This is a genomic window from Snuella lapsa (assembly GCF_039539345.1).
GTDB lineage: Bacteria > Bacteroidota > Bacteroidia > Flavobacteriales > Flavobacteriaceae > Snuella > Snuella lapsa.
The window spans coordinates 140,185-165,378 of the sequence record NZ_BAABCY010000016.1 but is presented as its reverse complement, the minus strand read 5'-3'; the positions used below and the strand labels follow the sequence as shown (position 1 = coordinate 165,378).

Here is a 25,194-nt window from a genome sequence, read left to right as displayed (position 1 = left end):
GCCCCCTTAGGTTTCTAAACAGTGATTGTACATTTACGATATAATTTAATTCAATAAAAACTTAACTAAATCAAATTACCAAGATGAAAAATAAGTTGAAGCTGTTTTCAGCAAAATCTAAAGGTAGTATAACCGTTATAATAACATTGTTATTTATGGTGCTATGTGGTTTTTCTACTAAAGCACAGGATAAGACCTTAACAGGAACAATTACAGATGAGATTGGGATGCCGCTTCCAGGAGCAAATATCCTTGAGAAAGGGACACAAAATGGAGTTACTACCGATTTTGATGGTAAGTATACAATTAAAGTTAGTCCAAGTTCCATAATAGTAATAAGTTACTTAGGATACAAACCCACCGAAGTTAAAGTAGGTGAGCAAACCAAGATCGATGTAAGCTTAAAACCAGACCTTCAGCAATTGGAGGAAACGGTTGTAATTGGATATGGATCGGTAAGGAAAAAAGACCTCACGGGCTCCGTAGCCTCTGTAAAAATGGATAAATTAATTGAAGCACCAGTAGCAAATTTCGATCAAGCATTGGCGGGACGCGTTACAGGAGTGCAGGTTGGTTCTGGTAGTGGTGAACCAGGAGCAGGTATGGAATTAACTATTCGAGGAGGTAATACAATTAATGGAGATAATTCACCACTTTATGTAATTGATGGATTTATTGTAGAAGACTTTAACCCTGGGATTTTAAACTCTTCCGATATTCAAAGTATTGATATCCTAAAAGATGCATCGGCAACTGCAATTTATGGAGCACGAGGCGCTAATGGGGTTTTTCTTATTACAACCAGACAATCAAAAATTGGAAAAACAAAGGTTACCTACGAAACGCGTGTAGATATTAAAGATGTAGCTAATACTTTGGATGTGTTATCTGCATATGAAGCTGTAAAACTTGCAAACGATATAAACCCTAATTCTGCAGCAACAAAGTTTTTTGTTAATGACGATGGTGTGGTTGTAGGTGATGTTGAAGATTATAGGAACTCGCCTTCTGCCAATTGGCAAGACGATGCGTTTAGGACTGCTTTTACCAAATCGCATACCCTAAAAATTGGTAGCGGAAACGATGTGACTAAGCTTAATGCATCACTTAATCTTTTAGACGACCAGGGAACTTTACTTAGATCGGAATACAAAAAGATAAATGGTAGACTAAACTTAAGACATAAGGTTAACAATAAAATTGATGTAACACTTAATGTAATTTATGCCAATACAGAATTACAAGGATTAGATCCAAAAGGGAATGTTGCATATTCCTTTATGAGAAACCTAATAACCTATCCTAATGTAGTAAACAAATTTAAAGATTACGGAGATGCAAATCCTTTATATGGTATTAACATAGAAGAGTTTGATATAAATAATATATTTAACTGGCACCCTATATTATCTCTAAATAATGAATACAGAAATCGTGAGACAAATCAATTTATCTCCAATTTGGCTTTACGATATAAAATAACACCAAACTTAACTTTTGAAACCAAAGGAAGTTACAATGGTGATTTTAGAAAACTAGGAATTTTTAATAATAGTAATACGGTTTATGGGCGACTAATTAATCCTATTAATGGAATTAATGGTAGTATGGACTATCAAAATTTTAAAACGATATCCAACATTAACACCTTAACATTTAACAAGTCGTTTGATAATCATAGTATAAACGTATTAATTGGACATTCGGTTAATTCCAAAGAAAAAACAAGAACACTGGTGCGAGCTATGGAGATTCCCCAATATGCAGAAAGCCAAGGAATCAATTCATTAGACGAAGGGGTGCTTTCCACCACTCAGGATATTAATGGAAGCGAGAAAGAAAGAATAGAATCCTTTTGGGGAAGACTTAATTATAGCTTTAACGATAAATACTTGTTAACAGCATCAATAAGACGCGATGGTTCTTCCAAATTTGCACCAGGACATAACATAGGGTATTTCCCATCATTAGCTGTATCGTGGAAAGCAGAGGAAGAAAAATTCATTAAGGATTTAGGATTTGTTTCTCAATTAAAATTTAAAGCAGGCTATGGTAAAACAGGAAATGATAGAATACCTGGAGAGGCTCGATTCGATTTATTTACTTCCGATCTGGCATCGTATTTTATTGATGGAGTAGAAGTGCTTGGTCAAAGACCAACCTCGGCAGGAGCTAACCCAGATGTTGAATGGGAAACAACAGAACAATACAATGCAGGAGTTGATATAGGGTTGTTTAATGGACGTATATCTGCATCTGCAGAAGCCTACGAAAAAACAACAAGGGATTTGCTTATAAATGCCGATACGCCACCATCCCTTGGAATTAGTACCGTATGGAAAAACAGTGGAACAGTGAGAAACAGAGGTTTGGAGTTTTCGTTAAGTACAATTAATGTTGATGGCAAAAATTTTAAATGGACAACTGATTTTAATATCTCGTTCAACCAAAATAAAGTTATGTCGCTTCCAGAAGGTAAGCCAATCTTTGGAAATCCAAGATATTACCAAAGGTATAATTCCAACCAGTTTATAGTAGAAGAAGGTCAGCCTTTGGGGAATATGTATGGATACCTGTCAGATGGCGTATACCAACCAGAAGATTTTGTTAATTACAATCCCGATGATGCAACACACACTTTAAGTCCGGGACAACCCGATTATGATGGAGGCTCGCCTGTTCGTCAACCAGGAGACGAAAAGTATAAAGATTTAAATGGTGATGGCGTCATTACTGCAGACGATAAAACTGTTATTGGAAACGGATTACCAGAACATTTTGGAGGTTTTGGAAATACATTTACCTACAAAGGTTTCGAACTAAGTGCCTTTTTTCAATGGTCTTATGGCAATGATATTTTAAATGCTAACAGATTGATTTTTGAGGAAATGGCATACTACGCTCAAAACCAGTATGCAACAGTAACCAATAGATGGACGCCAACAAACCAGAATACTACAATGTTTAGAGCTGGAGGACGTGGGTTCGAGGATGTCTCTTCCAGAGTTGTTGAAGATGGTTCTTATATCCGTTTAAAAACAATAAACCTATCCTATAATTTATCTAAGGAAGTTGTTGAGAAACTAAATTTAAACGCAGTATCCATTTACTTCGCTGCTCAAAATTTAATTACGTGGACAAACTACAGTGGTTTCGATCCTGATGTGTCGGTCAATAGGTCTCCTATTATGCCTGGAGTCGATTACTCCTCATATCCAATAAATAAGACCTTTAGTTTTGGTTTAAATGTAACATTTTAAAAAAAGAATATGAAATCAAGAATTTTAATATTAATCATAATCAGTTTGTCACTTGTTCAAAGTTGTGATGATAAACTGGATATTTTGCCACAAGATGGCATTGGATCTGCAACCCTATATCAAAATGAAGCTGGAGCTGTAGCAGGACTTATGGGGGTTTACAGTCGTATTGTACGTGCTTATAGAGAATCCCGGTTTAATGCTATGTATCCAAGCTCAGGAACCGATGAAGGTTTTGAAAACAGAAGTGTCATCAGGTTTTATTTAGAAAATAGTTTTTCAAGTAATAATGCCCAGATTTTAGATGAGTGGACCTTACTGTACGAAGGAATAAATGCAGCAAATATTATGTTGGTTGAAGTAGCAAATTCCGAAGGGCTTACAGAGGCTCAAAAAAGCACTTTTACAGCCGAAGCCCGTTTTTTAAGAGCCTATTTGTTTTTTGACTTGCAAAGAGCTTTTGGAGGCCTTGGGGGTATACCTATGCCAACAGAAGAAACATTAAAACAATTGTTGCCAAGAACAAAAGGGACAGATGTATATGCGCAAATTATTGCAGACTTGGAATTTGCCGAACAGAATTTACCAGACATTCAAGATGCAGTTCCAGGAAGAGCAAGTAAATCGGCAGCACAAGCATTATTGGCAAGAGTATGCTTGCAAAGAGCAGGAGCACCTTTTATCAATGATGGTGATTATTATACCAAAGCAAGGGACTGGGCTAAAAAGGTAATCGATAATGGATATCATGAGTTGAATTCGAGCTATGAAGATGTGTTTAATAAATTAGCACAGGAAGAATATGATACCAAAGAAGTATTGTTCCAAATAGGTTACTTTTTCGGAAATTCAGACCAACAACAATCTGGTAAAATAGGCTCCACAATGGGATTTCGAGTTGATGACGGGTCATGTAACAACCGTGGTTTTGGTTTAATTTCTGCTACAATAACATTAACCGATGCATACAGAAATGATCCAACAGATGAAAGGGGCCTTTGGAATGTTTCACCATTTTATGTCCCAACCAATAACAGTTGTGAGTTTAGAACGTCATTTAACCAAATGGTATATGCAGCTTCTAAATACAGAAGATTTTTAGAAAGTGGTGGAACGGGTAGTTATGGACCACACCATTGGCCTGTGTTAAGATACTCAGATGTACTATTAATGTATGCCGAGGCCGAAAATGAACTGAACCCAGCATCTGCAGCAGCATTAAATGCCGTTAACCAAGTAAGAAACAGAGCTAAGGCTACAGCTTTGGCAGGACCTATTACAAAAGAGTTAATTCAGGAAGAACGCCGATTGGAACTGTGTTTTGAAGGCCTTCGCAAATATGATTTGATTCGCTGGGGCATACTGCAAGAAAAAGTTGATGAAACAGTTGCTGCTATGCAAGCAGCAGATGGTGCCGAAAATACAGATTGGCCAATTTATGGAACAGGAACACCAGCTACAAGAACAAATACCTTGTTGGCATATTACTTAGATGGTTATACCAATTACGATGATAATAAGCACCAATTGCTTCCAATTCCAGAACAAGAAATAGGAGGTAATGATTTGGTAACACAAAACCCTAATTGGTAACTAGGTTTAAAACATAACAATATAAACTTAATAGTATGAAAAGCATTAAATATATTTTAACTGTAATAAGCCTCTCAGCATTAGTTTTACAGAGCTGTGAGGATTATGAAACGGTAGATCAACCAGACTTTGAGGTAACTGTCATTACCCAAACGGCTAAAGCCGGTGAGCCAGTGGAATTTGTAGTAAGCAAAGCTCCAAATTTTCTGAATTTTTACTCAGGAGAATTTGAACATCAATATAAGCACAGGAACAGAACCAATGCAGAGGGTACGGTTACAATGTCTTTTTTAAACTCCCAAAAATGGGGAGTAGGTGCTAATGCAACAGGAACATTATCGGTATGGTATTCTAAGGATTACGATGGTAGTGGTACTTTAGAAGCTGTTAATAATGCCAATTGGACAGACATTACAGATAGATTTAATATATCGACATTGTACGATTTTACCTTGCAAGAATCTGGTGTTGTTGACATTACTGATTTAGCCGATGCTAAACCTATTTATTTTGCCTTTAAGTATTTCTGTGATAATACAGCAGAGCGACCTGCAGAATGGTATTTAGATGAGTTAAATATTCAAATGGATGTAGAAGGTGCTCCTGCACCACTTACAGTAGCTACAGAAAGTAGTCCTGGGTTTAAACCTGTTGATGTGCAAGGAGTTGTGTCTGCTTGGAATGCCAATAAATGGTATTGGGATAGTGGCAAAGGATTGTGGAGAATGAGAGGGCAGGTTAAAGTAGACGGGCTATGGGTAGTGAATGAAGATTGGTTAATCACTGATGCCATTAATTTAACCGCAGTTAATCCCGATGAGGGAATAACCTTAAAGACCTATTCCACAAAGCTAGAATCGTTTACCCATACTTATGAAACCCCTGGGACTTATACGGTAACCTTTGTGGGTAATAATACCACGGTATATGGTAGTAAAGAAACCGTAAAGGAATTTACTGTTACAGTAACAGAGTAAATCATAATTAATAGCGATAAAATCCCAACAAGAAAACATGTCTTGTTGGGATTTTTTTATGCATATATCTAAAATGCTTCCCAGTAAATAAGAAACAGATAACAGTTATTAGTAATAATTTATGCTTGGTTCATTCAGAATGGAGCGTAGCGAATAAAGAATCTTTTGATTATCAAAGAGGTTTCTCCTTATTGTAGGATGACAAAATGCTGTTCTTTTTTGAGTTACGATTCTTAACAGGTATTCAATTTGAAATATAAATAAGTGCTAAACTGACCAATATCCCCTTTTTAAAGAACAGGAATGCCCTCTATAAACAATGAAGCGCCACATAAATTTACCTGTGTAAAAAGTAGTTGATTATATAACCTTTAAAACAATGCACTTATGAAAAAAAGTACTTTAATACTATTGTTTAACCTAATTGTGATTTCATCGTTTTCACAAACTATTTATTATGAAGACTTTAGATATGAGAACGAAGGTCGTGGCTTTACTGTGCAGAAAGTTGCTGATGGAGGTCATGATCCTGCACGTATTGGCTCAAGAAATGATAACATTGTTGATGCGACCGATTCAAGTCCGGTGTTCGATGAAAGTTCAAGACCAGCAACAAGAATTCCTAATGGAGGAGCAAGAGACCAAAAAGCGATTAGATTTCAGAACATAAATGATGCTAAAGACACTAATTACGAGATAGAAGCATGGGCATTAATGACCAATCAGGATTTTTCTGTTACAAACGGGCCTAAAGTATCGTTTTGGACGCAACAACAGTCTGTAATTGGAGGGGGTGCTACGCTCACTGTATGGGTTTCAGAAAACTATACGCATGGTAACTTACCAAGTACGGCAACATGGACTAATGAAACTGGAAACATTACAGGGAGTATCGCAACATCAGATGTGTTATCAGGTACTTATGTAAAGGGAGAATTGGATTTGTCTGCTTATACAGGGACATCTGTTACTGTGGCATTTAAGATCGTTACTGATGGGGCTGCTTATAGTGCAGGCGTTAGTCAGCATGGGACATTTTACATTTCGGACGTGAGGTTTGACGCAACGCCTCAAGATGTTGCAAATGGAGCATTTTCAGCTTTAAATACAAGTGCTTCAGGACAACCAAATATATTTAATACACCAAGCGCTTCCATTTCAGAATCTAATTTTTCCAATACAAGTAAATGGTCAGATGTTTTAACAATAGCAACATCGGTTCCCAGATTGGCAAACGCCGTGTTAATTCCTGTCGAAGAAGGTTATAAGTTTGAAGTGTCCGAAATATACAATCCAATATTAGTCACAGAAGTGAGGTTTAAGCTTGTAAATGGGCATGATACCAAAGGAGCACCTGGCAATTCGACATGGAAAGTCCATGCAAGTAATAACAATAGCGACTGGGTAGATGTTAGTGCTCCAATTATTGCCCAAAGTTCAATTCATGGAGTTGAGACAGCCGTTGCTTTAACAACTTCTGAACCATATAGATACTACCGTTTTGTTTTAGCTGCGGCATGGACTCCCAATCAGGCATATACAGCATTACAGCAACTGGATTTTACGGTGGATGATTCATCATTATCTATAGAAGATAAGGTTTTAAATAAAAGCATTTCCGTATATCCAAATCCTGTAAATACTATTTTGAATATAGCTAAGTTAGATTCCGGGATCAATGTTAAAAGTGTAAACTTTGTAAATAATGTTGGTCAGGTTGTTTATAGCAATACTTCTATAAAACCTATAAACGTAAGTGCTTTTTCTAAAGGATTATACCTTTTAAGAATTGAGTCCCAAGGAGGAGGTATCGTTACAAGAAAAGTTGTGGTAAATTAACATATGAATTTGTAATTTAAATGCCAGAAAACTAGGGGATTATGATATCGTAGAGAGAGCTATCGATGAATGTTTTTGGAGTCAATGGCTGTCTAATTTTTTAGACAGCCATTTTTTATGTTAACACATAACTTTAAGCCTTTGTCTAAGAGAATGAGTAAATGGATATTGCTTTTTACGGATTTGAGATTTAAAAGATTAAATACTTGTAACAAGCATGAGGGCATTCGTTTTGATTTAATAAACAAAGATGTGAAGTGTATTTGTTTCATTTTTAAGGTTTTAAATACAGCGAAAAAAGCCGCAACAATTGAGTGAAGACCAGAAAACACCCTTCAAAAGACCTTTTATACCTCTTTGTTTAGGCAGTGGCTTCTATAATTTTGGAACTGAGCTACTATGTATGCTTATACTATTAAAAATTTAACAACAAATAATCTGATGAAGTATAATAACACACCTTATGCAATCAAAAGTGTAAATCATTTTAAGAACCTTTTTTTTGTGTTTCTTTTAGCCTGTTTATTGGGTTGTAATAATTCTGAAAAAAAGGGAATAGCTACAGTAGTTCCAGAAAGCAAAGCCAATTTAATTTTAAATACAGCAATTAAGGCTTGTGAATCGCAATTGGAAATTGCAGTTCCTAAATTAACCGATCTTACCAAACACCCTAGGCTTATAGAAACCAATGAGAAAGCATGGAAAGAAGTACCTAATGGTAGGTTGGTGTGGACCTCTGGTTTCTATCCAGGTGTTTTATGGTACATGTACGACCTTACCCAAAATGAAAGATGGAAAACCGAAGCTATAAAACGCACAGAGGTTTTTGAAGATTTTAAAACCATTACAGAACACCACGATATAGGATTTATGATGTTTCCCGCTTATGGTAATGGTTATATTATAGGCAAAAAGGAAGAATACAAAGATATATTGTTAGCATCGGCGGCTTCATTAGCAAGTCGTTTTAATCCTAATGTTGGCACTATTAAATCGTGGTCCAATAAAATGCATCCAAGATGGCAACAGCACATTACCATAATAGATAATATGCTTAACCTAGAACTACTGTTTTGGGCTGCAAAGCATGGTGGAGATCAAAAGTTTTATGATATAGCAGTAAAGCACGCCGAAACGACTATGAAGAATCATTTCAGGAATGACTATACGTCATGGCATGTTTTGGAATACGATTCCATAACGGGGCAAGTACTTAATAAACATACCAAACAGGGCTATGCAGATAATAGCAGGTGGTCCAGGGGTCAAGCTTGGGGAATTTATGGATATACTTTGGTGTACAGGGAAACGAAGGATAAGAAGTTTTTAGATTTTGCAAAGAAAATAACAGATAAGTACCTGTCTTTATTACCCGAAGATTATGTGCCTTGTTGGGACTTTGATGTTCAGGAAAATCCAAAAGAAGAGAAAGACGCCTCGGCAGCAGCAGTTGTAGCTTCTGCCTTGTTAGAACTAAGTGGTTACATGGATAACCAAGCAGATAAAGAACGTTATTTTAATGCCGCTATAAAAATGTTAACCTCATTGAGTTCTGACGCCTATTCAGGAGTTGGTAAAGCTGATTCGTTTTTGTTGCATTCAACAGGAGCAAAATCCTTAGGACACGAAATAGATGTAGCATTGATTTATGCCGATTATTATTATATTGAAGCGTTATCCAGATTAAAGCATATGACGTCAAATAATTTAACAGATGAATAATACTAAGTATCTATACTACTTATTATGTATAGTTGTTGCTTTTGTTTCATGTCAATCAACACCAAAAGAAACAAAAAGCAAGCAACCTAACTTATTGTTTATTTTTCCAGACCAGTTAAGGAATGCAGGGATAGGAATTAATAACCAAGATCCCGTATATACCCCAAATATCGATCAATTGGCTAAAGAAGGGATGCTTATTTCAAACGCTGTGAGTAATTTTCCGTTATGCAGTCCTTATAGAGGCATGTTAATGACAGGAAAGCTTCCTTATCATAATTCGGTTTTGAGCAATGCCAATTCCAATCGCTATAAATACAATAATTCATGGCAAAAAGAAGATGTTAGTTTTTCCGATGTTTTGGTTAAAAATGGGTACGATGCTGGTTATGTTGGAAAATTACATTTAACGTCACCCCCTCCAATACCTGATAAAGATACTGTAATTTGGGATGCCTATACGCCAAAGGAATTTCGTCATGGTTTTAACTTTTGGTATTCCTACGGGACATTCGATCAGCATAACACACCACATTATTGGGTAAATGATGCTAAAGAAAGTGAAGTGACCTATATCAATGAATGGTCAGCTAAACATGAGGCCGATGTTATAATCGATTATATAAAGAACCCGTCGGAGAAGACCAGAAATAAAGATAAACCATTTGCCCTTTTTTGGTCTGTAAACCCTCCGCATCCTCCTTATCAATATGTGCCGGAAAAATATGTGGCCCCTTACAAAAACAAAACTTTAAGTGAATTATTGGTAAGGGATAATGTCGATTTAGAAGCCGCAGCAGAAGCCCTTGCATTTCATAAAGGAGCAACTCGAAACCATACCCATTTGGCCAAGGAACATGTTAAGAACTATTTTGCAATGATAACAGGTGTAGACGAGCAAATAGGACGTGTTCTAGAAGCTTTAAAAGAACAAGGTTTAGATAAAAATACAATTGTTGTAATTACTTCAGATCATGGGGAAATGATGGGGAGTCATGGATTAATGTCAAAAAATATTTGGTACGATGAGGCTATAAATGTACCCTTTATAGTGAGGTGGCCAGAAAAAATAAAGGGAGGTCAAAAAAATGACTTGCTATTAAGCGTGCCCGATGTTATGCCAACCTTATTACACATGATGGGAGCCACAGAAGGAATGCCAACAGATTTGGATGGAACGGATTTGTCGTCTGTTATACTGGAAGGAAAAGGAAATCAACCCAAGGCTGCACTGTATTATTATATAAAAGAAGGGCAGCCAGCATCAGGGCATAGGGGTATTAAGACAACTACACACACTTTTGTTATAACAATAGACGATGATAATACGATACGGGAGTTTTTATATGACAATGTGAACGATCCCTATCAATTAAAGAATGAAGTGGGGGAAGGTAATGTTATGGAAGGTAAATTGCGCGCTGAGCTTTTAAAAATGTTAGGGATAAAAAAAGATCCATGGTTAAATTATTATCAATCATTACAGTAATGGTTAAGAATTATATGTTGCAAGAATATAAGCGTCTAAGAATGTTTAGAAAATACCCTTTGTGCTTTGCTTTGTTTGTGATGCTAAATTGTACGTTACAAGGGCAAGAGTACCCTGCTGTAGAATCTTTTGAAAAAGAAGAAACCCTTAAAACGTATAAACATTCAGAGAACAGTAAGTTGACCATAAGTGATAACCACTTTAGATTTGGAAAACATGCCCTGAGATGGGAATGGAATGGAGGAAAAAGCACCATAGAAACCTCAAATTTTAGACATTTAACCAAAGCTGAAAGCCCTTTGGCTTATGGCGATCATTTTCCTTCGAGTCCAACATTTATGCTTTCGGTATATAGCGAAGCTCCACAAAAAGGGTGTGTTAGGTTTTTATTTGGTAACGATACTAAAGACGATGTCTGGTTTGACCTAGATTTAAACTTTTATGGATGGCGACGTTTGTGGGTACCTTTTTATGAAATGGAAGGCAATCCACCAAAGAAAGGAGAACAAGTAACTTATACCCATTTTAAAATAGAGGCAGCCACAGCGATAGGAACCTTATATTTAGATGATATCATATTTTCACAATATCAGGATGACCGTCATCAATATCCAGATTTACAAGTGCCTTTTATTAAAGAAGGTGGTTCGGGCGAGGACCATTGGATGCCTTTAATAAGTAATTACAATCGTCTAAAGGCATTAACGCTAAACCCTATTTCAGTAGCAGTTAAATTGGATTTAATGCGTATTGAGAAAGCTTTGGATAATGATCTGGAAATTGCTAAAAAATATAAAGTTTATATCAATTCGCTAAAAGAGGATTACCAATCGTTGAAGTTAAATGATGATGGCAAAATAGTCACGGGACCACCACTAACGTTTCAGTTAAAACAGGAATATTTCGATAAAAAGCAACAAGGGGTAAACAACCATAATAACATTGAAGACTTTGGGAAGATAATAAAAAGATTGTCTAATTATTACAATAGGGCCAACCCAAGCGAGCAGCAAGAAATAAAGAACATGTTTGTTACTTCGTCTAAATACTTTTTAGATCAAGGTTGGCAGGCTGGAGCTTCTGGAGGAACCAGGCACCATTTGGGCTATGCCGTTAGAGATATCACTGAGGCTTTTTATAAAATGAGGCATGTATTATGGGAAGAAGGCTTGTTAAACCAAGTAGGATCCAGTTTACATTGGCTCCATAATTTGGGGATGGTTTTGGGTGACGAGAAAAAGTTTCATGTAAACATTGATTATTTAAATACCCAGTCTTATTACCATTTAATGCTAATCTTTTTATTCGAAAGCCAAGAAGAGCAAGCAGCTCTTTTAGGGGCATATTCCAAATATATGTCAATTATACTAGCTCAGCAAAATGAAGAATGGGGCTTTAAAGTAGATGGCACGTCTTGGCATCATAACGGACATTATCCAGCCTATGGTATAGGAGCATTTAAAACGGTGCCCAAAGTTATTAATACCTTATCTGGTACTCGCTTTAGAATACGACCTAAAGGCCATGAAAATTTTAAAAGAGCCTTTTTAACTACAAGAATTTATAGCCAACTATACAATTGGGGCTTTGGTAATGCAGGCAGGCATCCTTTGGAGAATAATGGCATAAAGGACTTGAAAGAGCAGTATTTATTAATGGCAAACTCAGGAAACCCCATGGGTACATCAAAAATTGATGCAGATGTAGCAGCTGCGTATTTAAGACTTTGGGGAAAAGACGATATACTTAATACGTCCCTGTTTACCAATGTAAATGGTATACATAAAGAACGTTTGCCTGGATATTATACATTGCCTTATGCAGCAACCGCCATACATAGAAAGGACAATTGGGCTGCGATTATTAAAGGTTATAGCAAATATGTTTGGGCATCCGAGATTTATGTATCCGAGAATAGGTATGGCAGATATCCAGCTAATGGAACAGTACAGTTGCTCAATAACAAAGACGAAAAAGGTAGCGGATTCCAGCAAGAAGGGTGGGATTGGAATCGCTATCCTGGGGCAACGGTTATTTACTTGCCATTTGAAGAGTTAGAACCTAAAATGCCGTTAATTATGTTTCGATCTAATGAGACCTTTGCAGGAGCCGTGGAACTTAATGGCAATGGTGCTTTTGGTATGGTCTTAAATGAGGATAAAGGGTCTAATGCCGATGGGAAGGAAGTTAATATTGGTTTTCCGGGAAAGCTGAAGGCTAAAAAATCGGTGTTTTCATTTGGAAGCAAATTGATTTGTATTGGTACTAATATTTCCAGTATTGATGCTAAAAACCCTACGCAAACCAATTTGTTTCAAACCTTTTTAACAGATAAAAAAGTGCCTGTGTATACGTCAATAGGAAAACTAGCTAAGTTCCCTTATAAGGCTCAGTTGCCCCAAGATTCAAAATCCAATAATTGGGTAATCGATCCCTACGGTAATGGCTACCATATTTTGTCTAACAGCTTGGTGCACGTTAAAAAAGAAGAACAGCACTCATATCACAATAAGTATTCCTTGCGAACAGGGGAAATGCATCCCAAAGGAAAAGGTGTTAAAGAAACTGAAGGCGATTATGCTACCGCATGGATAGATCATGGTCTAGCACCCGAGAACGCTTCGTATCAATATGTCATCTATCCGTTCCTTCATGAAGATACTATTAATACTTTTGAGAATACAATAAAGAACGATGATACTTATGCTATTTTAAGAGCAGATGCAACGGCACATATAGTTTTAGATAAAGCAACAAGTACTACGGGATATGTCATTTTTGAAGCAAACAAAGTTTTGGACAATGACACTGTGCGTGAAGTGTCTGAACCGTCTTTAATTATGGCTAATCATGAGGCTCCAAATGTGTTATTGCTTAGTGTGGTACAGCCCGATTTGAATTTTCCAGTTAACGAAAAAGGCAAGTATAAAAATTATAGTATGCCCGTGAAGTTAACATTAACCTTAAATGGAGCATGGACAACAGCATTAACAGAGAATGTGCTTTCTCTAGATAATCGCTCCGCCAGTTTAACTGAAATTACATTAGTGTGTAAGGATGGGTTCTCTAATAAAATAAGATTACAAAAATTATAATCAGCCTTGATCTAGAGGTGTATTTTGCTCACTATCTAACCTGATTGTTAGGAGAAATAGTATCAATCATTAAAAGTTAAACGAATGAAGATAAAGAAGTACGTTTCAGTAACATCTGTTTTCTTTGTACTTATAAGCATTGGGTGTAAGGAAAAAGAAAAACTAAAACAGACAGGATTAAAAAGAAAGCCTAATATTGTTATGATTTATGCTGATGATTTAGGCTATGGCGATATTGGTGCTTATGGAGCAATAACCATCCAAACGCCTGCTATCGATGCTCTGGCGGAAGAAGGTATTGCTTTTTATAATGCCTATGCTACAGCGGCAACCTGTACGCCGTCACGCTATTCATTATTAACAGGGGTGTATGCTTGGAGGAAAAAGGGTAATAGTATTGCTTCTGGCGATCAGCCATTACTATTCGATACGTCAAAACCAACCTTAGTCTCCATTTTACAATCTGTAGGTTATAAAACTGGTGTTGTTGGTAAATGGCATTTGGGGCTAGGAGGAAAGGAAGGTCCCGATTGGAACGGGATTATTAAACCAGGGCCGCTTGAAATTGGTTTTGACTATTCATTTCTTATTCCTGCTACGGGCGATAGGGTTCCTTGTGTTTTTGTTGAGAACCATAACATTGTAAATCTTGATCCTTCCGATCCAATTCGAGTAAACTACAAACATAAAATAGGAAATTGGCCAACGGGTTCAGAGAATCCAGAATTACTAAAGGTTAAACCGTCCCAAGGTCATGCCAATACCATTGTAAACGGTATTAGCCGTATCGGGTTTATGGAGGGCGGAAAAGCTGCGCTTTGGGACGATGAGACCATTGCCCAGCAATTGGTGAAAAAATCGGTTGACTTTATAAACTCCAATAAAGAATCTCCTTTCTTTCTTTTTCTGTCAACACACGACATACATGTGCCAAGAGTTCCCAATAAAATGTTTCAAGGGAAAAGCGGTATGGGATCTAGAGGTGATGTTATTTTGCAGTTAGATTGGACCGTTAAGCAAATCGTTTCAGAATTAAAAGCGCAAAACCTATGGGAAAATACCGTTATTATTTTCTCTAGTGATAATGGCCCTGTATTAGACGACGGTTATCATGACCAAGCCAGAGCGCTTGTAGGGAATCATAAACCAACTGGCGGTTTAAGAGGAGGGAAATATAGTGCTTATGATGGAGGTTCTAAAATACCATTAATTATCCGATGGCCTGATGGAAAAAGTAAGGGGATCGCATCCAATGCTTTGGTTAGTCAAGTCGACTTTTTTAAATCGTTAGGTAAACTTGCAGGTGTAGATATTTTGAAATACAAGAATATGGATAGCCAAAACCAGTTGTCAGCTTTAAGAGGTGAAGATAAGAATGGAAGGGAAGCTATAATCCAGGAGAGTTTTGCTGGTCCATTATCGTACATTAAAGGACATTGGAAATATATAGAACCTTTAGATGGACCTAAGCTTGTTCCCTGGGGGCCAATCATTGAAACTGGCTTCGAAGTTGTTCCACAATTGTACAATTTAAAAGCAGATCCGAGAGAACAAAATAATGTTGCAAAAGATTATCCTGAAAAGGTAGAAACGCTGCGAACAGCATTAATGGAGGCTAGAAAGGGTTTAAGTTTTACTATGTTTAAACCGAAGATTGAGTGACGCTATGGTGGCTGGTAAATTTATAGAAGGAGGGATGATGATAAAACTAAAAAGCTGTTTAGTGCTAATCTTCTTTATGTTATTTTCTTTAGCATCAAACGATGGTTATGCACAAGAGGTCCCAATGTATGAAAATGTCATGCAGGAACATAACTGGATTGTAGAACAACAACCTGGAGGGGAAGTGATTTTTAATAATGGTTTTATAGAAATTGTTGATGCTAAGGGATGTACGGTTTGGTTTAAAAACAAATTAGAAACGGGTATTAAAATTGCTTATTATGTTACGGTTATTGATAATGGTAAGCCCTATGATAGGGTTTCAGATTTGAACTGCTTTTGGATGGCTAACGACCCAAATCACCCCGACGATTTTTTTAGGGCATCAGATTTAAGGGCAGGTTTCTTCCCGAATTATCATAGCTTAACACTATACTATGTTGGTTATGGCGGACATAACAACAGTAAAACAAGGTTTAGAAGGTATAATGGAAATGTAGACCGCCCCTTATTACCAGAGCATGATTTGTCCGATAAAAAATATATGATCACAGCTAATAAGAAAATGTATATCGAAATTTTAATAGATGGTCAGTATACATGTTATAAAAGGGATGGTGAAATTATTTTTGAAATAAAAGATCCAACCCCTTATTTAAAGGGGTATTTTGGATTTAGAACGGTTAACAATCATATGAAAATAGAGGGGTTTAGTATATCGAGGTTGTAGACTGGTCAAGTTGGATGTAAATTGAATCTTAGATTCTAAAAAAGGGATTAATAAAAATCACTATCCTACTGGTAATATCAAGAGGTTTACCATAGTATATACGTAAATTTTATATTGATTTTTCAATACTTAGACTGGTAGGCATGCGGATACATTATATTTTGTTGAATTGTTAATGGTTTACTTTTGGAAATAGAACACTGTTTATTGGTCACAATTTGATTCGATAATGGAGTTGCCATCTAAATTCCATTCAGGTTTAATAGGAATGCACAAGTGATTTAGTGCTGTTACTGCAACATCGACTGTTCTAGGGGTATTGTCGTAATTGTAAGTATCTATAACTTCACTGGCAGTTGCATCTTTCCAAATACCTTCGGTTAATGTGCCATGTACGCCGTTGGGGCTCGCATCGTTAATTAATGTGCCTGTACCTTCTGTTAATTTCCAATGTCCTTGTAAATTAGCATATTTAGTATGGGTATTATCTAAAACTTTGCATTTCCAGTTGTCAATCTCATCAGCGCTTAAAAGTGTGTTGAAAATCCTAATTTCAGAAATATAGCCACTATATCCATAGGCTCCGTTTCCATCGGTGCCTACAGTAAATGGTAACGTATTGTCTATATTGTTAATATTAGTCATAGAAGCGCTGTTTTTTAAAACGCCATCTACATACACATGAAGCATACCATCGCGATCGAATGTAGCACTTACTGTGTGCCATTTGTTATCTGTTATCTCTTCGGTTTCAACGTCTACTCTATTGGTGCCATCGCCTATGTTTACTTTAAACTTTCTAGAGCTTGGTTTGAATGAAAATACATATCCAGGCAATATACCACTGTCCCAATCTTTTTTTGCAACAATGCTAACATCATTAGGGGTATTCGCTCTAAAGCGGCATTCAATTGAAAAATCCTGAGAGCTTCCAAAATTATGTACAGTGTTATTTGGCACGGTAATGCTTGTGTTTCCACCAAACCAAAGTTCTGTAGTGCTTGCTAAACAGTTTTCGGCAGGGGGAATTGTTGTTTGTGTTGTTGTTTTAGCAATTTCTTTTTGGGGTATACCATCGCCACTTGCAATTACAAATATGGTGCGTTCTTCTTCACTGTTTCCTCCGTGACTGGTTCCAAATCCACCATGATCGGTACTTACAAGTATGAGCCAATCCTCTTTATCGTAATTGGAACGCACTTTTAAAGACGATATAACACTTCCTATAGCAATGTCTATAGTTTCTATTGCATTTAAATAATTAGGGTTTGTAGGGCTAAAGCCAGTACTGTGGCCAGCATGATCTGCATCATCAAAATGAACAAATAAAGCAGTCAAGTCCTCTGATGCCAATTCTGCAATGGCTTTGTTTTTTACATCCGAAGTAAGATCTTGTGTGTTAATAGTAGCATCGGCATGATCGAGTGCGATGTTAGTGTTTATTGGGTGCCATTGTGAAATGGATACGGTTCGGTTGGAAACATTATTTTCCTTTATGTATTTGAAAAAGTGTGGGTAATTAGAAAAATTGGCACCGTTAAATGAATTATCGGTTACGCCATGTTTGTCTTCCCAGACACCTGTTAGCATAGCAGACCATCCAGGACCGCTAGAGGTTGTCTTTGTATTTCTGGCATCTAACGAATAGGTGCCATTAGCCATCAGGGCATCTAAGTGGGGTGTGTTTGCTTCTGTTAACGCATCTGGTCTGCAACCGTCAATACCAATTAGAAGTACTTTTTTTAAAATTGTTTTGTCAGGTTCTGGTTCTGGGTTGGAAGTATCACTGCTTTTAGAGCAAGAAGTTATGGAAAGGAAAAAACACAATATGGAGAGTCTGAGATATTTGTTCATTTGTTTAGTTTTAGTTTGTTAAAGGAATGGTTTTTTGTGGATTGAAAACACCAATAGCCTGTTGTAGGTTTACTTATTTAAAAAGAGAAGTTCCCATTAGAACAATAAGTATTATGGGAACTTCTCTAAATTAAGCATAGGGTAAATGTTAATTAGAAAGGGCTTTTATTTGTTCAGCTGTTAAGGCGTAATCAAATAGCATTGTATTGGATAATTTGCCCGTAAATGGCCCATAATTTCCTGTGCCATCTTCTGCGAGGTTAATAGGGTATCCACTATTCATATCACCAAAACCAGACATATCGGCACTTTCTACTGCTTCACCGTCTTGATAGAGCGTTGCGTTTCCATCTCTGTCAAATGTAACTGCTATTAAATGCCATTCGCCATCGTTAATTATATTTCCTGTAATATCGATGCGGTTGGAACCGTCGCCAGCATTTAGTTTCCAATTTCCTCCTAAAAAGGCAAAGACAAAGCCTTTGTTTGAGCCACTGCCCCAATCTTTGTCACCTATAATAGATGGATCACTATCACCTGCGTCTGTTTTAACCCATGTAGCTACAGTAAAATCTCCCGTATGCCTAAAGTCTAGACCAGAATCGTTAACGGTTGCATATTGTGTGCCATCAAAAGCATAAGTAAACCTGCCTTCTTCAATGCTTACTGATCCCCCCGAATTGGTAACTTCCAGATTTTCTATGGAACCATCCGATTTCATTAATTGCACACCTGTGCTTGGAGTTGATAATGTAGAGACTTCCTGCTCTGTTAGGACATAATCGAAAACAGTAACTTGACCAATTTTGCCTTCAAACCAATTACCGTAATTTCCTGTGCCATCTTGACCAATAAATATTGGTAAATTACTAGTGATATCTGTCAATCCAGTTAAACTAGAACTTCCTTGCACTACACCGTCTTGATACAAGGTAACGTTCCCGTCTCTATCGAATGTCGCAGCTAAATAGTGCCAATAGCCATCACCTATATCACTTCCACCAATGTCGATTCTGTCTCCATTACCTCCAATATTTAATTTCCAGTCGCCGCCAGTATAGGCAAATACGAAACCTGGATTGCTACCGCCTCCCCAATCTTTATCGCTAACCATTGCAGGATCGCTATCGGTAGAGGTTGTGTTTACCCAAAAACCAATGGAGAAATCATCTGTGCCTCTAAAGTTAATGTCTGGTGATGCAGAGACTTCCACCTTATCACTGGAACCATTAAAATTAGCAATAGCTCCATAGGGGCCATCATACACCCAAGGGGTAGTTAAGGTTTCAGTTTCTAAAGCAATTGGGGATAATTCGCCTGTAGATTTCTTTAAGTAAACAAATGAATTAATAACGGCATTAGGGTCGAAAAACTTTACTCTTTTTACCTGAAAATCCACTGAACCAACTGAGCCATCAATAAAATCTATTTCAAACTGAATTGTCGTTTTGTCTCCTATCTCCAATAAACCCAAATTTTCTAAGCTAGAACTAAATAACTCTGATTTATACCATTCTCCGTCTTTAGAAAAAGTCGTTATCGTAGTTATAATGGATAAGTCTACGCCAGATAGTACTTTAACCTCTGAAGGCATTTTTAAGGAAACCAGCTTTAAATCAACTTGTTGTCCCTCAGCATACTTTTCTTCGTACTTAGGGTCGTAGGTTAACTCTGCTAATGCTTCTTCCGTATAGTCTTCACCAGTTAATGGGTTTGTATGGTGTAAATAATATTCAAAATTTGAAGTGTATCTTTCATCTGTCCACCCCTTGCTGTCTTCACTGCATCCACCTATAAAAAGTGAAACAGAAACCAATAACAAGCAGGATATAGTTTTATATATATTTTTCATTATTTTCTTTTATTTTATTAGAAATTAATCTTTTAACAACCAAATTATTTGATCTATATCGTCTACTTCTGCTCCAAATTGAGCTTGTAATGCAGCTCTATAGTTTGTGTTGTTATTATCTTCTTCAGACTGTGGGTATGTCCATCTCACAGGATATTTTTCGCCTAGGTTAGGATCAATCCCATTGTTGGTGGAAAAAATATAGTTAGGAACGCCAGTTCGACGTGTAGTAAAGAAAGATTCTTGGTCTGAGTTTTCTGCAAAGGCTAAATACTTTTGCTCTAAAAGTCTAGTAAGGCCAGCACTTCCTGTAATGTAAGGTTGCTTGTTGGTAATATAGTCGGTAATCTCATCAGAATCTACTCCATACCATTCCATGGATGCAGTAATGGCATTACTATAATGTGTAGTTGGGTTGGCAGATATCCAACCACGATGGGCTGCTTCTGCAATGCAAAATTCTTGTTCCCAATAGCTTATCCAAACACCCGGTTGCCCTACAAAATTCCAATACTTTTCTTCGTTAGGAAACGAAAAGTCACCATCTAATTTTTTTGATGAATTTTCAGCACCTGTAGCAGAAACATCGGCGCCTTCGTAAGAGTCGAAGTCGGCACGTACCGTTGCTTCATCGGAGCCTGCATCCAGTGCGTCTTTTGTAGGGTCTGCCACGATCATTAAGCGAGGGTCTTGTTTTGTTTTAAGTAAATCGATATAAGTACTTGCATAAACCACAGCGTCTCTGTAAACAGCTTGTTCTGGCTGGTAAGATTGTTTAAAACCATCTTCGCCGCTATATTCTAACTGGGCATTATCTCCTATGCCTGTCATTAAAGGGTACTTAGTAGGATTATTTATAATTCTCGTAAATCGCCCTTGTACATCCACATCGCTATCCGTTGCTTTTTTACTTAGCGAAATTAGTATCCTAAGAGTATAAGCGTTTATAAGCTTTTGCCATTGTTTAAGGTTGCCATCAAAAAAGATATCACCTTCTAGTGTTTTAACGGGGTTAGCTGCTATAAAGCTTCCGAGCTCTTCATTTGCTTCATCTAGCCAATTTAAACATTGTATATACACCGATTTTTGGGAATCGTATTTAGGTTGAGGTGCATCAACCCCATTCATGGCTTCTGAAAGAGGTATGTTGCCCATGCGACGGGTCATTTCAATAAAAGCTCTAGCTCTATAAAATTTACCGAGGATAATATATTCGGGAGCTCCTGCTTTTTCTGCTTCCTCTATCATTTTGTCAATATTCCTTGCAGTTGCGTAACCTCCAAAGCTGCCTCCAAAACCACTGGTGAAATTAGGTGGGTTGGTATTGTCTGTTGCTATCCAAACATGGTATTGCATGCGCTCATAGTCATCTCTAAAAGAAGATGTAGCAGTTGGTGTTAAATCTGCAAAAATTAAACTTGGTGGTACGGAAGTAGGTTGATTGGGGTTTTCTCTTAGTTCATCAAAATCATCTAAACAACCAGATAGAGTAACTAATAATAATATAAGTACGGTCGATTTATATATAATATTTTTTTTCATAACTATTTAATTTAAAAAGTGAAATTAACATTGAACCCAAAAGACCTTTGTGAAGGTAACTGTATATCAGTATCTCTTGAATTCACTGGCAGTGTATAAAAGTCTAAATCGCCATAAAAATCATCTTTTGTCCAATACCATAGATTGCGTCCAATAACCGAAATAGAGGCGGAGCTTAAGAACGTTTTGTCCAACAGTTTCTTAGGAAATCTATAGCTTATGGAAACCTCTCTTAATTTTAAAAATGTTTTGTCTTTAATTAAGTTTTGCCATGCTCCTGCATATCTGGAAGCCCAACTTTGGTAATCTACTTTATAAGTACTAGGTTCAAAAACCCTGGTGTCTTCTATGATATTTCCGTCTGGATCGTAAGTTACATCTCCAGATACAATCGCCACTCCGGGTATTTGCATTGTTTTAGGGTCGGTGCCATTAACATAAGCTATATTGGACAGTTCTCTTTCTGGATGTACAGCATCTGGATGGCTACCTGTTCTCCATAAATCGTACTCATATTCATCTTGTGTTATACCACCAAAACTACCAGCTAACAAAAAGTTAAGAGAGAAGTTCTTGTAGTTAATAGTATTGCTAATACTGGCTTCAAAGTCTGGAGTGGTAGCTCCAGTGTCTACTCTAAAAGGTGTTTTTCTAGGGATACCATTGGCATCGATTATTAATTGCCCGTCAGGAGAACGTTCCCATACCTCATACCAATAATGGCCTAATTCGCTACCAAGCTTTGTAAAACCTTCATTTAAAACAGGTGTGCCATCTGGTAATGGAGGGATTTTGGTTAAGTAGTTTTTGTTCTTGGCAAAATTAAAAATAGATGTCCACGTAAAGTTATCAGTTTGGATTGGTGTACCTGTAATGGAAAAATCCATACCTCTGCGCTGGGTTTCCCTTCCATTAAACCTGATACCTCCCCATCCCGAAGCGTCGGAGAATTGTTGATCGTAAATTTGAGGCCCATTGGTGTTTTCGTAATATGAGAAATCAAATCCTAAACGTCCATTAAATAATTTTAATTCTACACCATACTCAGTCGCATTGTTACCAGCTGGTTCTAAAAGGGGGTTCTCTAGTATAGAAGGAAAACTAGCTGTTGGTTTATTTCTCTTTCTACCTGTGCCATAGGAATTAGTTGCCTCATAAATATCCAAATCGCCTCCTACATTAGACCATGAGGTTCTCAATTTTAAAAAACTAATAACTTTTGGAAGCTCAAATAATTCGCTAGCTACAAAGCTTAAATAAATAGAAGGGTAAAAGAAGCTGTCATTACCTTTAACCAATGTGGAAGATTTGTCAATCCTTCCTGTGAATCCATAATAAAGCCAATTTTTATAGGCAAAATCGGCAGATGCATATAAACTATAAACTCCTTTTTTGTTCTTATAGCTTTCTGGGGTTACTTGATCTACAGAATTTTCCAGTGTAAATACCTCGGGTACAATTAATTGTGTTGTACTTGCACTTTCGCCTTCAATTTTTAGAAAACGCTGGTTTCCACCAAGGTTAGCATTTACTTCAAAATCGCCATTAAAGAATTTATCGTTATAACTAACCAAAAAATCGGTGTTATTTTCAAAATAACGCGTATTGTTATATCTAAACCTTCCTTGTCTGTCTGGTATTGAATAGTGATAGATATCCTTAGAAATCTCTTCGTTATTTACAAGGTTGTATTGGTTTAAAGTTGTTCTAACGTACGCACTTAGTTTGTCAGAAATTTTAAAGTTGGCTTTAGCATAGGTAAGGATATCGTTTTTAGTGTATGGTTTCCTCCAATGATATGCTATGGCATAAGGGTTGTTGTATCGCCAGTTTTCAACAAAATCTTGTTTAATGCCTTCTTTTCCAGGTATCCAAACGTGTTTAAAATTCCTAATGTCCCAATTGGCGCCACCCCATAGCGATATTAAATATATAGGGGACGAAGGGCCATAATCTGGTCGTATTCTATTGTTGTTATATTGGTAGTTATACTGCAAAGAGCCTTCAATATTAACAACTTTGTTTACGTCTAAATTACCTGTTAATCGAAATGTGTTGATGTCTAATCGTTGTCCTGGGATAGAACCCTTTGAGTACTTGTAGGTATTGGATACCACAAAACTTCCTTTTTCAAAACCAGATGTTACCGATATATTGTTTGAGGTAATAAATCCTGTTTCAACAAAGTTTTTTAGGTTGTGCTTACCCCTAGCTAACCAAGGTGTTGGAATACGATAGCCCGTTATTGGATCTATAGGGGAATCGTATTGTTCTATTAATCTACCATCAAACTTAGGCCCCCAAATGGAGTAATCAAAGTCATTGACAGGGCCTCCTTCTGTTAAGCCGTCTCCGCCGGCAAAACCACCTCCAAACCTGTAACGTCCTGTGTTTCCAGGGCCATATTCTGTTTGTGCACGTGGAATTCTTAAAAAGCCTGTTTGGAATGTTGTGGAACTGTTGTACGATATTGTAGTGCCTTGTGCTCCTTTGCCAGACTTCATGGTAATTTGTAACGCTCCATTTTTACCTAATGACCCGTATAAAGCTGAAGCTGCACCGCCTTTTAAAACGTTAATGCTTTCTATGTCATCAGAACTTAAATTCCAGAAGTCACTGTTGGGCTGGGGTACACCATTTACAACGATTAAAGGCTTTTCTCCTCTTAAATATATTTTAGGATCGGAAAAGAAGTTTGCATCATCTTGAATTACAGTAACACCTGCCACCTTTCCAGATAAAGAAGCAACTACATTGGGAGTTTGTACGGTTTGAAGTGCAGTGCCTTTTACTTCTTGTGTGGCATATCCAATACGTTTTTTTTCTTTTTTTATACCCAGAGCCGTTACTACAACTTCTTCTAACTTTGCGGCATCCTCTTTAAGGGTAACATTAATTTGGTCATCATCACCTACGGTAATTTGCTGGGTTTTCATGCCTACATACGAAAATTCCAAGATATCTCCTTTGTTGGCTTTAATAGTGTAGTTTCCATCAAAGTCGGTCTGCGATCCAACCGAGGTACCAGCTTTAATGATATTAACACCAGGAAGCGGAACTTTACTATTGTCTGTTACGGTTCCTGTTATTGTGCGTTGTTGTGCTTGTTCATCTTCAGGAATGGGAATGGGAACTTTTTCCTTTATAACAATAGTATTGTTGTTTGTAAATTTAAAATCGAAAGCTTTGTCAACGAGACTTTTTTGTAAAAGTTGATTGGCTCCAATAACGCCTTTTTTTAAAGGAACCTTTGGGAAATCCTTGAACATGTCTTCCTGATAAATGAAGTTAAAGCTAGTTTGCTTCATGATAAGCTCAAAAACTTCGTCTACCGTCAGGACTTTATCTGTTTCAATTATAATTTTTGTGTTTTGAGATAGAATATTGTTTGGAGTAAAGCTAAAAAGCATACTACAGAATAGGAATATTAATGATCTCATCATGATTAACAGGAGTTTCTTTTTAAAATTAAAAAGAACGTTAGTTGATTTAATTTCCATAAATTTGCATGTTATTAGTTGGTTAATACTAGTTTATTAATTGGTTAATAATTCTAAAAAGGGGGGACAAAGTGTTTTT

At 36.9% G+C, this 25,194-nt stretch carries 13 protein-coding genes; 9 read left to right on the top strand and 4 right to left on the bottom strand.

Annotated elements, in window-relative coordinates; translation table 11 throughout:
- Positions 1 to 83: 83 nt before the first annotated feature.
- From ABD792_RS02975 to ABD792_RS02935, 9 genes are all read left to right on the top strand, one after another.
- Complete coding sequence (locus ABD792_RS02975; RefSeq protein WP_345004281.1) at positions 84 to 3,260, top strand: SusC/RagA family TonB-linked outer membrane protein; 3,177 nt, start codon at positions 84 to 86, stop codon at positions 3,258 to 3,260.
- A 9-nt stretch (positions 3,261 to 3,269) separates the two neighbouring features.
- Positions 3,270 to 4,853 (top strand): RagB/SusD family nutrient uptake outer membrane protein, encoded by a 1,584-nt coding sequence (locus tag ABD792_RS02970; RefSeq protein ID WP_345004280.1) that lies wholly within the window; start codon positions 3,270 to 3,272, stop codon positions 4,851 to 4,853.
- 35 nt (positions 4,854 to 4,888) lie between these two features.
- The gene (locus tag ABD792_RS02965; RefSeq protein ID WP_345004279.1) at positions 4,889 to 5,830 is read left to right on the top strand and encodes a DUF5017 domain-containing protein; all 942 of its coding nucleotides are present in this window, start codon (positions 4,889 to 4,891) and stop codon (positions 5,828 to 5,830) included.
- Positions 5,831 to 6,217: 387 nt separating this feature from the next.
- Entirely contained in the window at positions 6,218 to 7,669 is a 1,452-nt protein-coding gene (locus tag ABD792_RS02960; protein WP_345004278.1) for a T9SS-dependent choice-of-anchor J family protein, read from the top strand.
- A 441-nt stretch (positions 7,670 to 8,110) separates the two neighbouring features.
- Positions 8,111 to 9,391 carry a glycoside hydrolase family protein gene (locus ABD792_RS02955; RefSeq protein WP_345004277.1) on the top strand — a complete coding sequence of 427 codons (1,281 nt, stop codon included), beginning with the start codon at positions 8,111 to 8,113 and terminating at the stop codon, positions 9,389 to 9,391.
- Complete coding sequence (locus ABD792_RS02950) at positions 9,384 to 10,880, top strand: sulfatase family protein (RefSeq protein ID WP_345004276.1); 1,497 nt, start codon at positions 9,384 to 9,386, stop codon at positions 10,878 to 10,880. The genes ABD792_RS02955 and ABD792_RS02950 overlap by 8 nt, the downstream gene beginning before the upstream one ends.
- Positions 10,850 to 13,975 (top strand): chondroitinase family polysaccharide lyase, encoded by a 3,126-nt coding sequence (locus ABD792_RS02945; protein WP_345004275.1) that lies wholly within the window; start codon positions 10,850 to 10,852, stop codon positions 13,973 to 13,975. The genes ABD792_RS02950 and ABD792_RS02945 overlap by 31 nt, the downstream gene beginning before the upstream one ends.
- A gap of 84 nt (positions 13,976 to 14,059) precedes the next feature.
- On the top strand, positions 14,060 to 15,637 hold the full coding sequence (locus tag ABD792_RS02940; protein ID WP_345004274.1) for a sulfatase family protein: 1,578 nt from the start codon (positions 14,060 to 14,062) through the stop codon (positions 15,635 to 15,637).
- Entirely contained in the window at positions 15,630 to 16,367 is a 738-nt protein-coding gene (locus tag ABD792_RS02935) for a DUF6250 domain-containing protein (protein ID WP_345004273.1), read from the top strand. Before ABD792_RS02940 ends, ABD792_RS02935 begins: the two co-directional genes overlap by 8 nt.
- Positions 16,368 to 16,571: 204 nt before the next feature.
- Here ABD792_RS02935 and ABD792_RS02930 read toward each other — a convergent pair whose 3' ends face one another.
- The 4 genes from ABD792_RS02930 to ABD792_RS02915 all read right to left on the bottom strand — a co-directional run bounded on the left by ABD792_RS02930 (position 16,572) and on the right by ABD792_RS02915 (position 25,058).
- Complete coding sequence (locus ABD792_RS02930; RefSeq protein ID WP_345004272.1) at positions 16,572 to 18,221, bottom strand: alkaline phosphatase family protein; 1,650 nt, start codon at positions 18,219 to 18,221, stop codon at positions 16,572 to 16,574.
- Positions 18,222 to 18,369: 148 nt separating this feature from the next.
- Entirely contained in the window at positions 18,370 to 20,073 is a 1,704-nt protein-coding gene (locus ABD792_RS02925; protein WP_345004271.1) for a LamG domain-containing protein, read from the bottom strand.
- Between the two features lie 24 nt (positions 20,074 to 20,097).
- Positions 20,098 to 21,615, bottom strand: coding sequence for a SusD/RagB family nutrient-binding outer membrane lipoprotein (locus ABD792_RS02920; protein WP_345004270.1), 1,518 nt, complete (start codon positions 21,613 to 21,615; stop codon positions 20,098 to 20,100).
- 11 nt (positions 21,616 to 21,626) lie between these two features.
- Entirely contained in the window at positions 21,627 to 25,058 is a 3,432-nt protein-coding gene (locus tag ABD792_RS02915) for a SusC/RagA family TonB-linked outer membrane protein (RefSeq protein ID WP_345004269.1), read from the bottom strand.
- Positions 25,059 to 25,194: the final 136 nt, after the last annotated feature.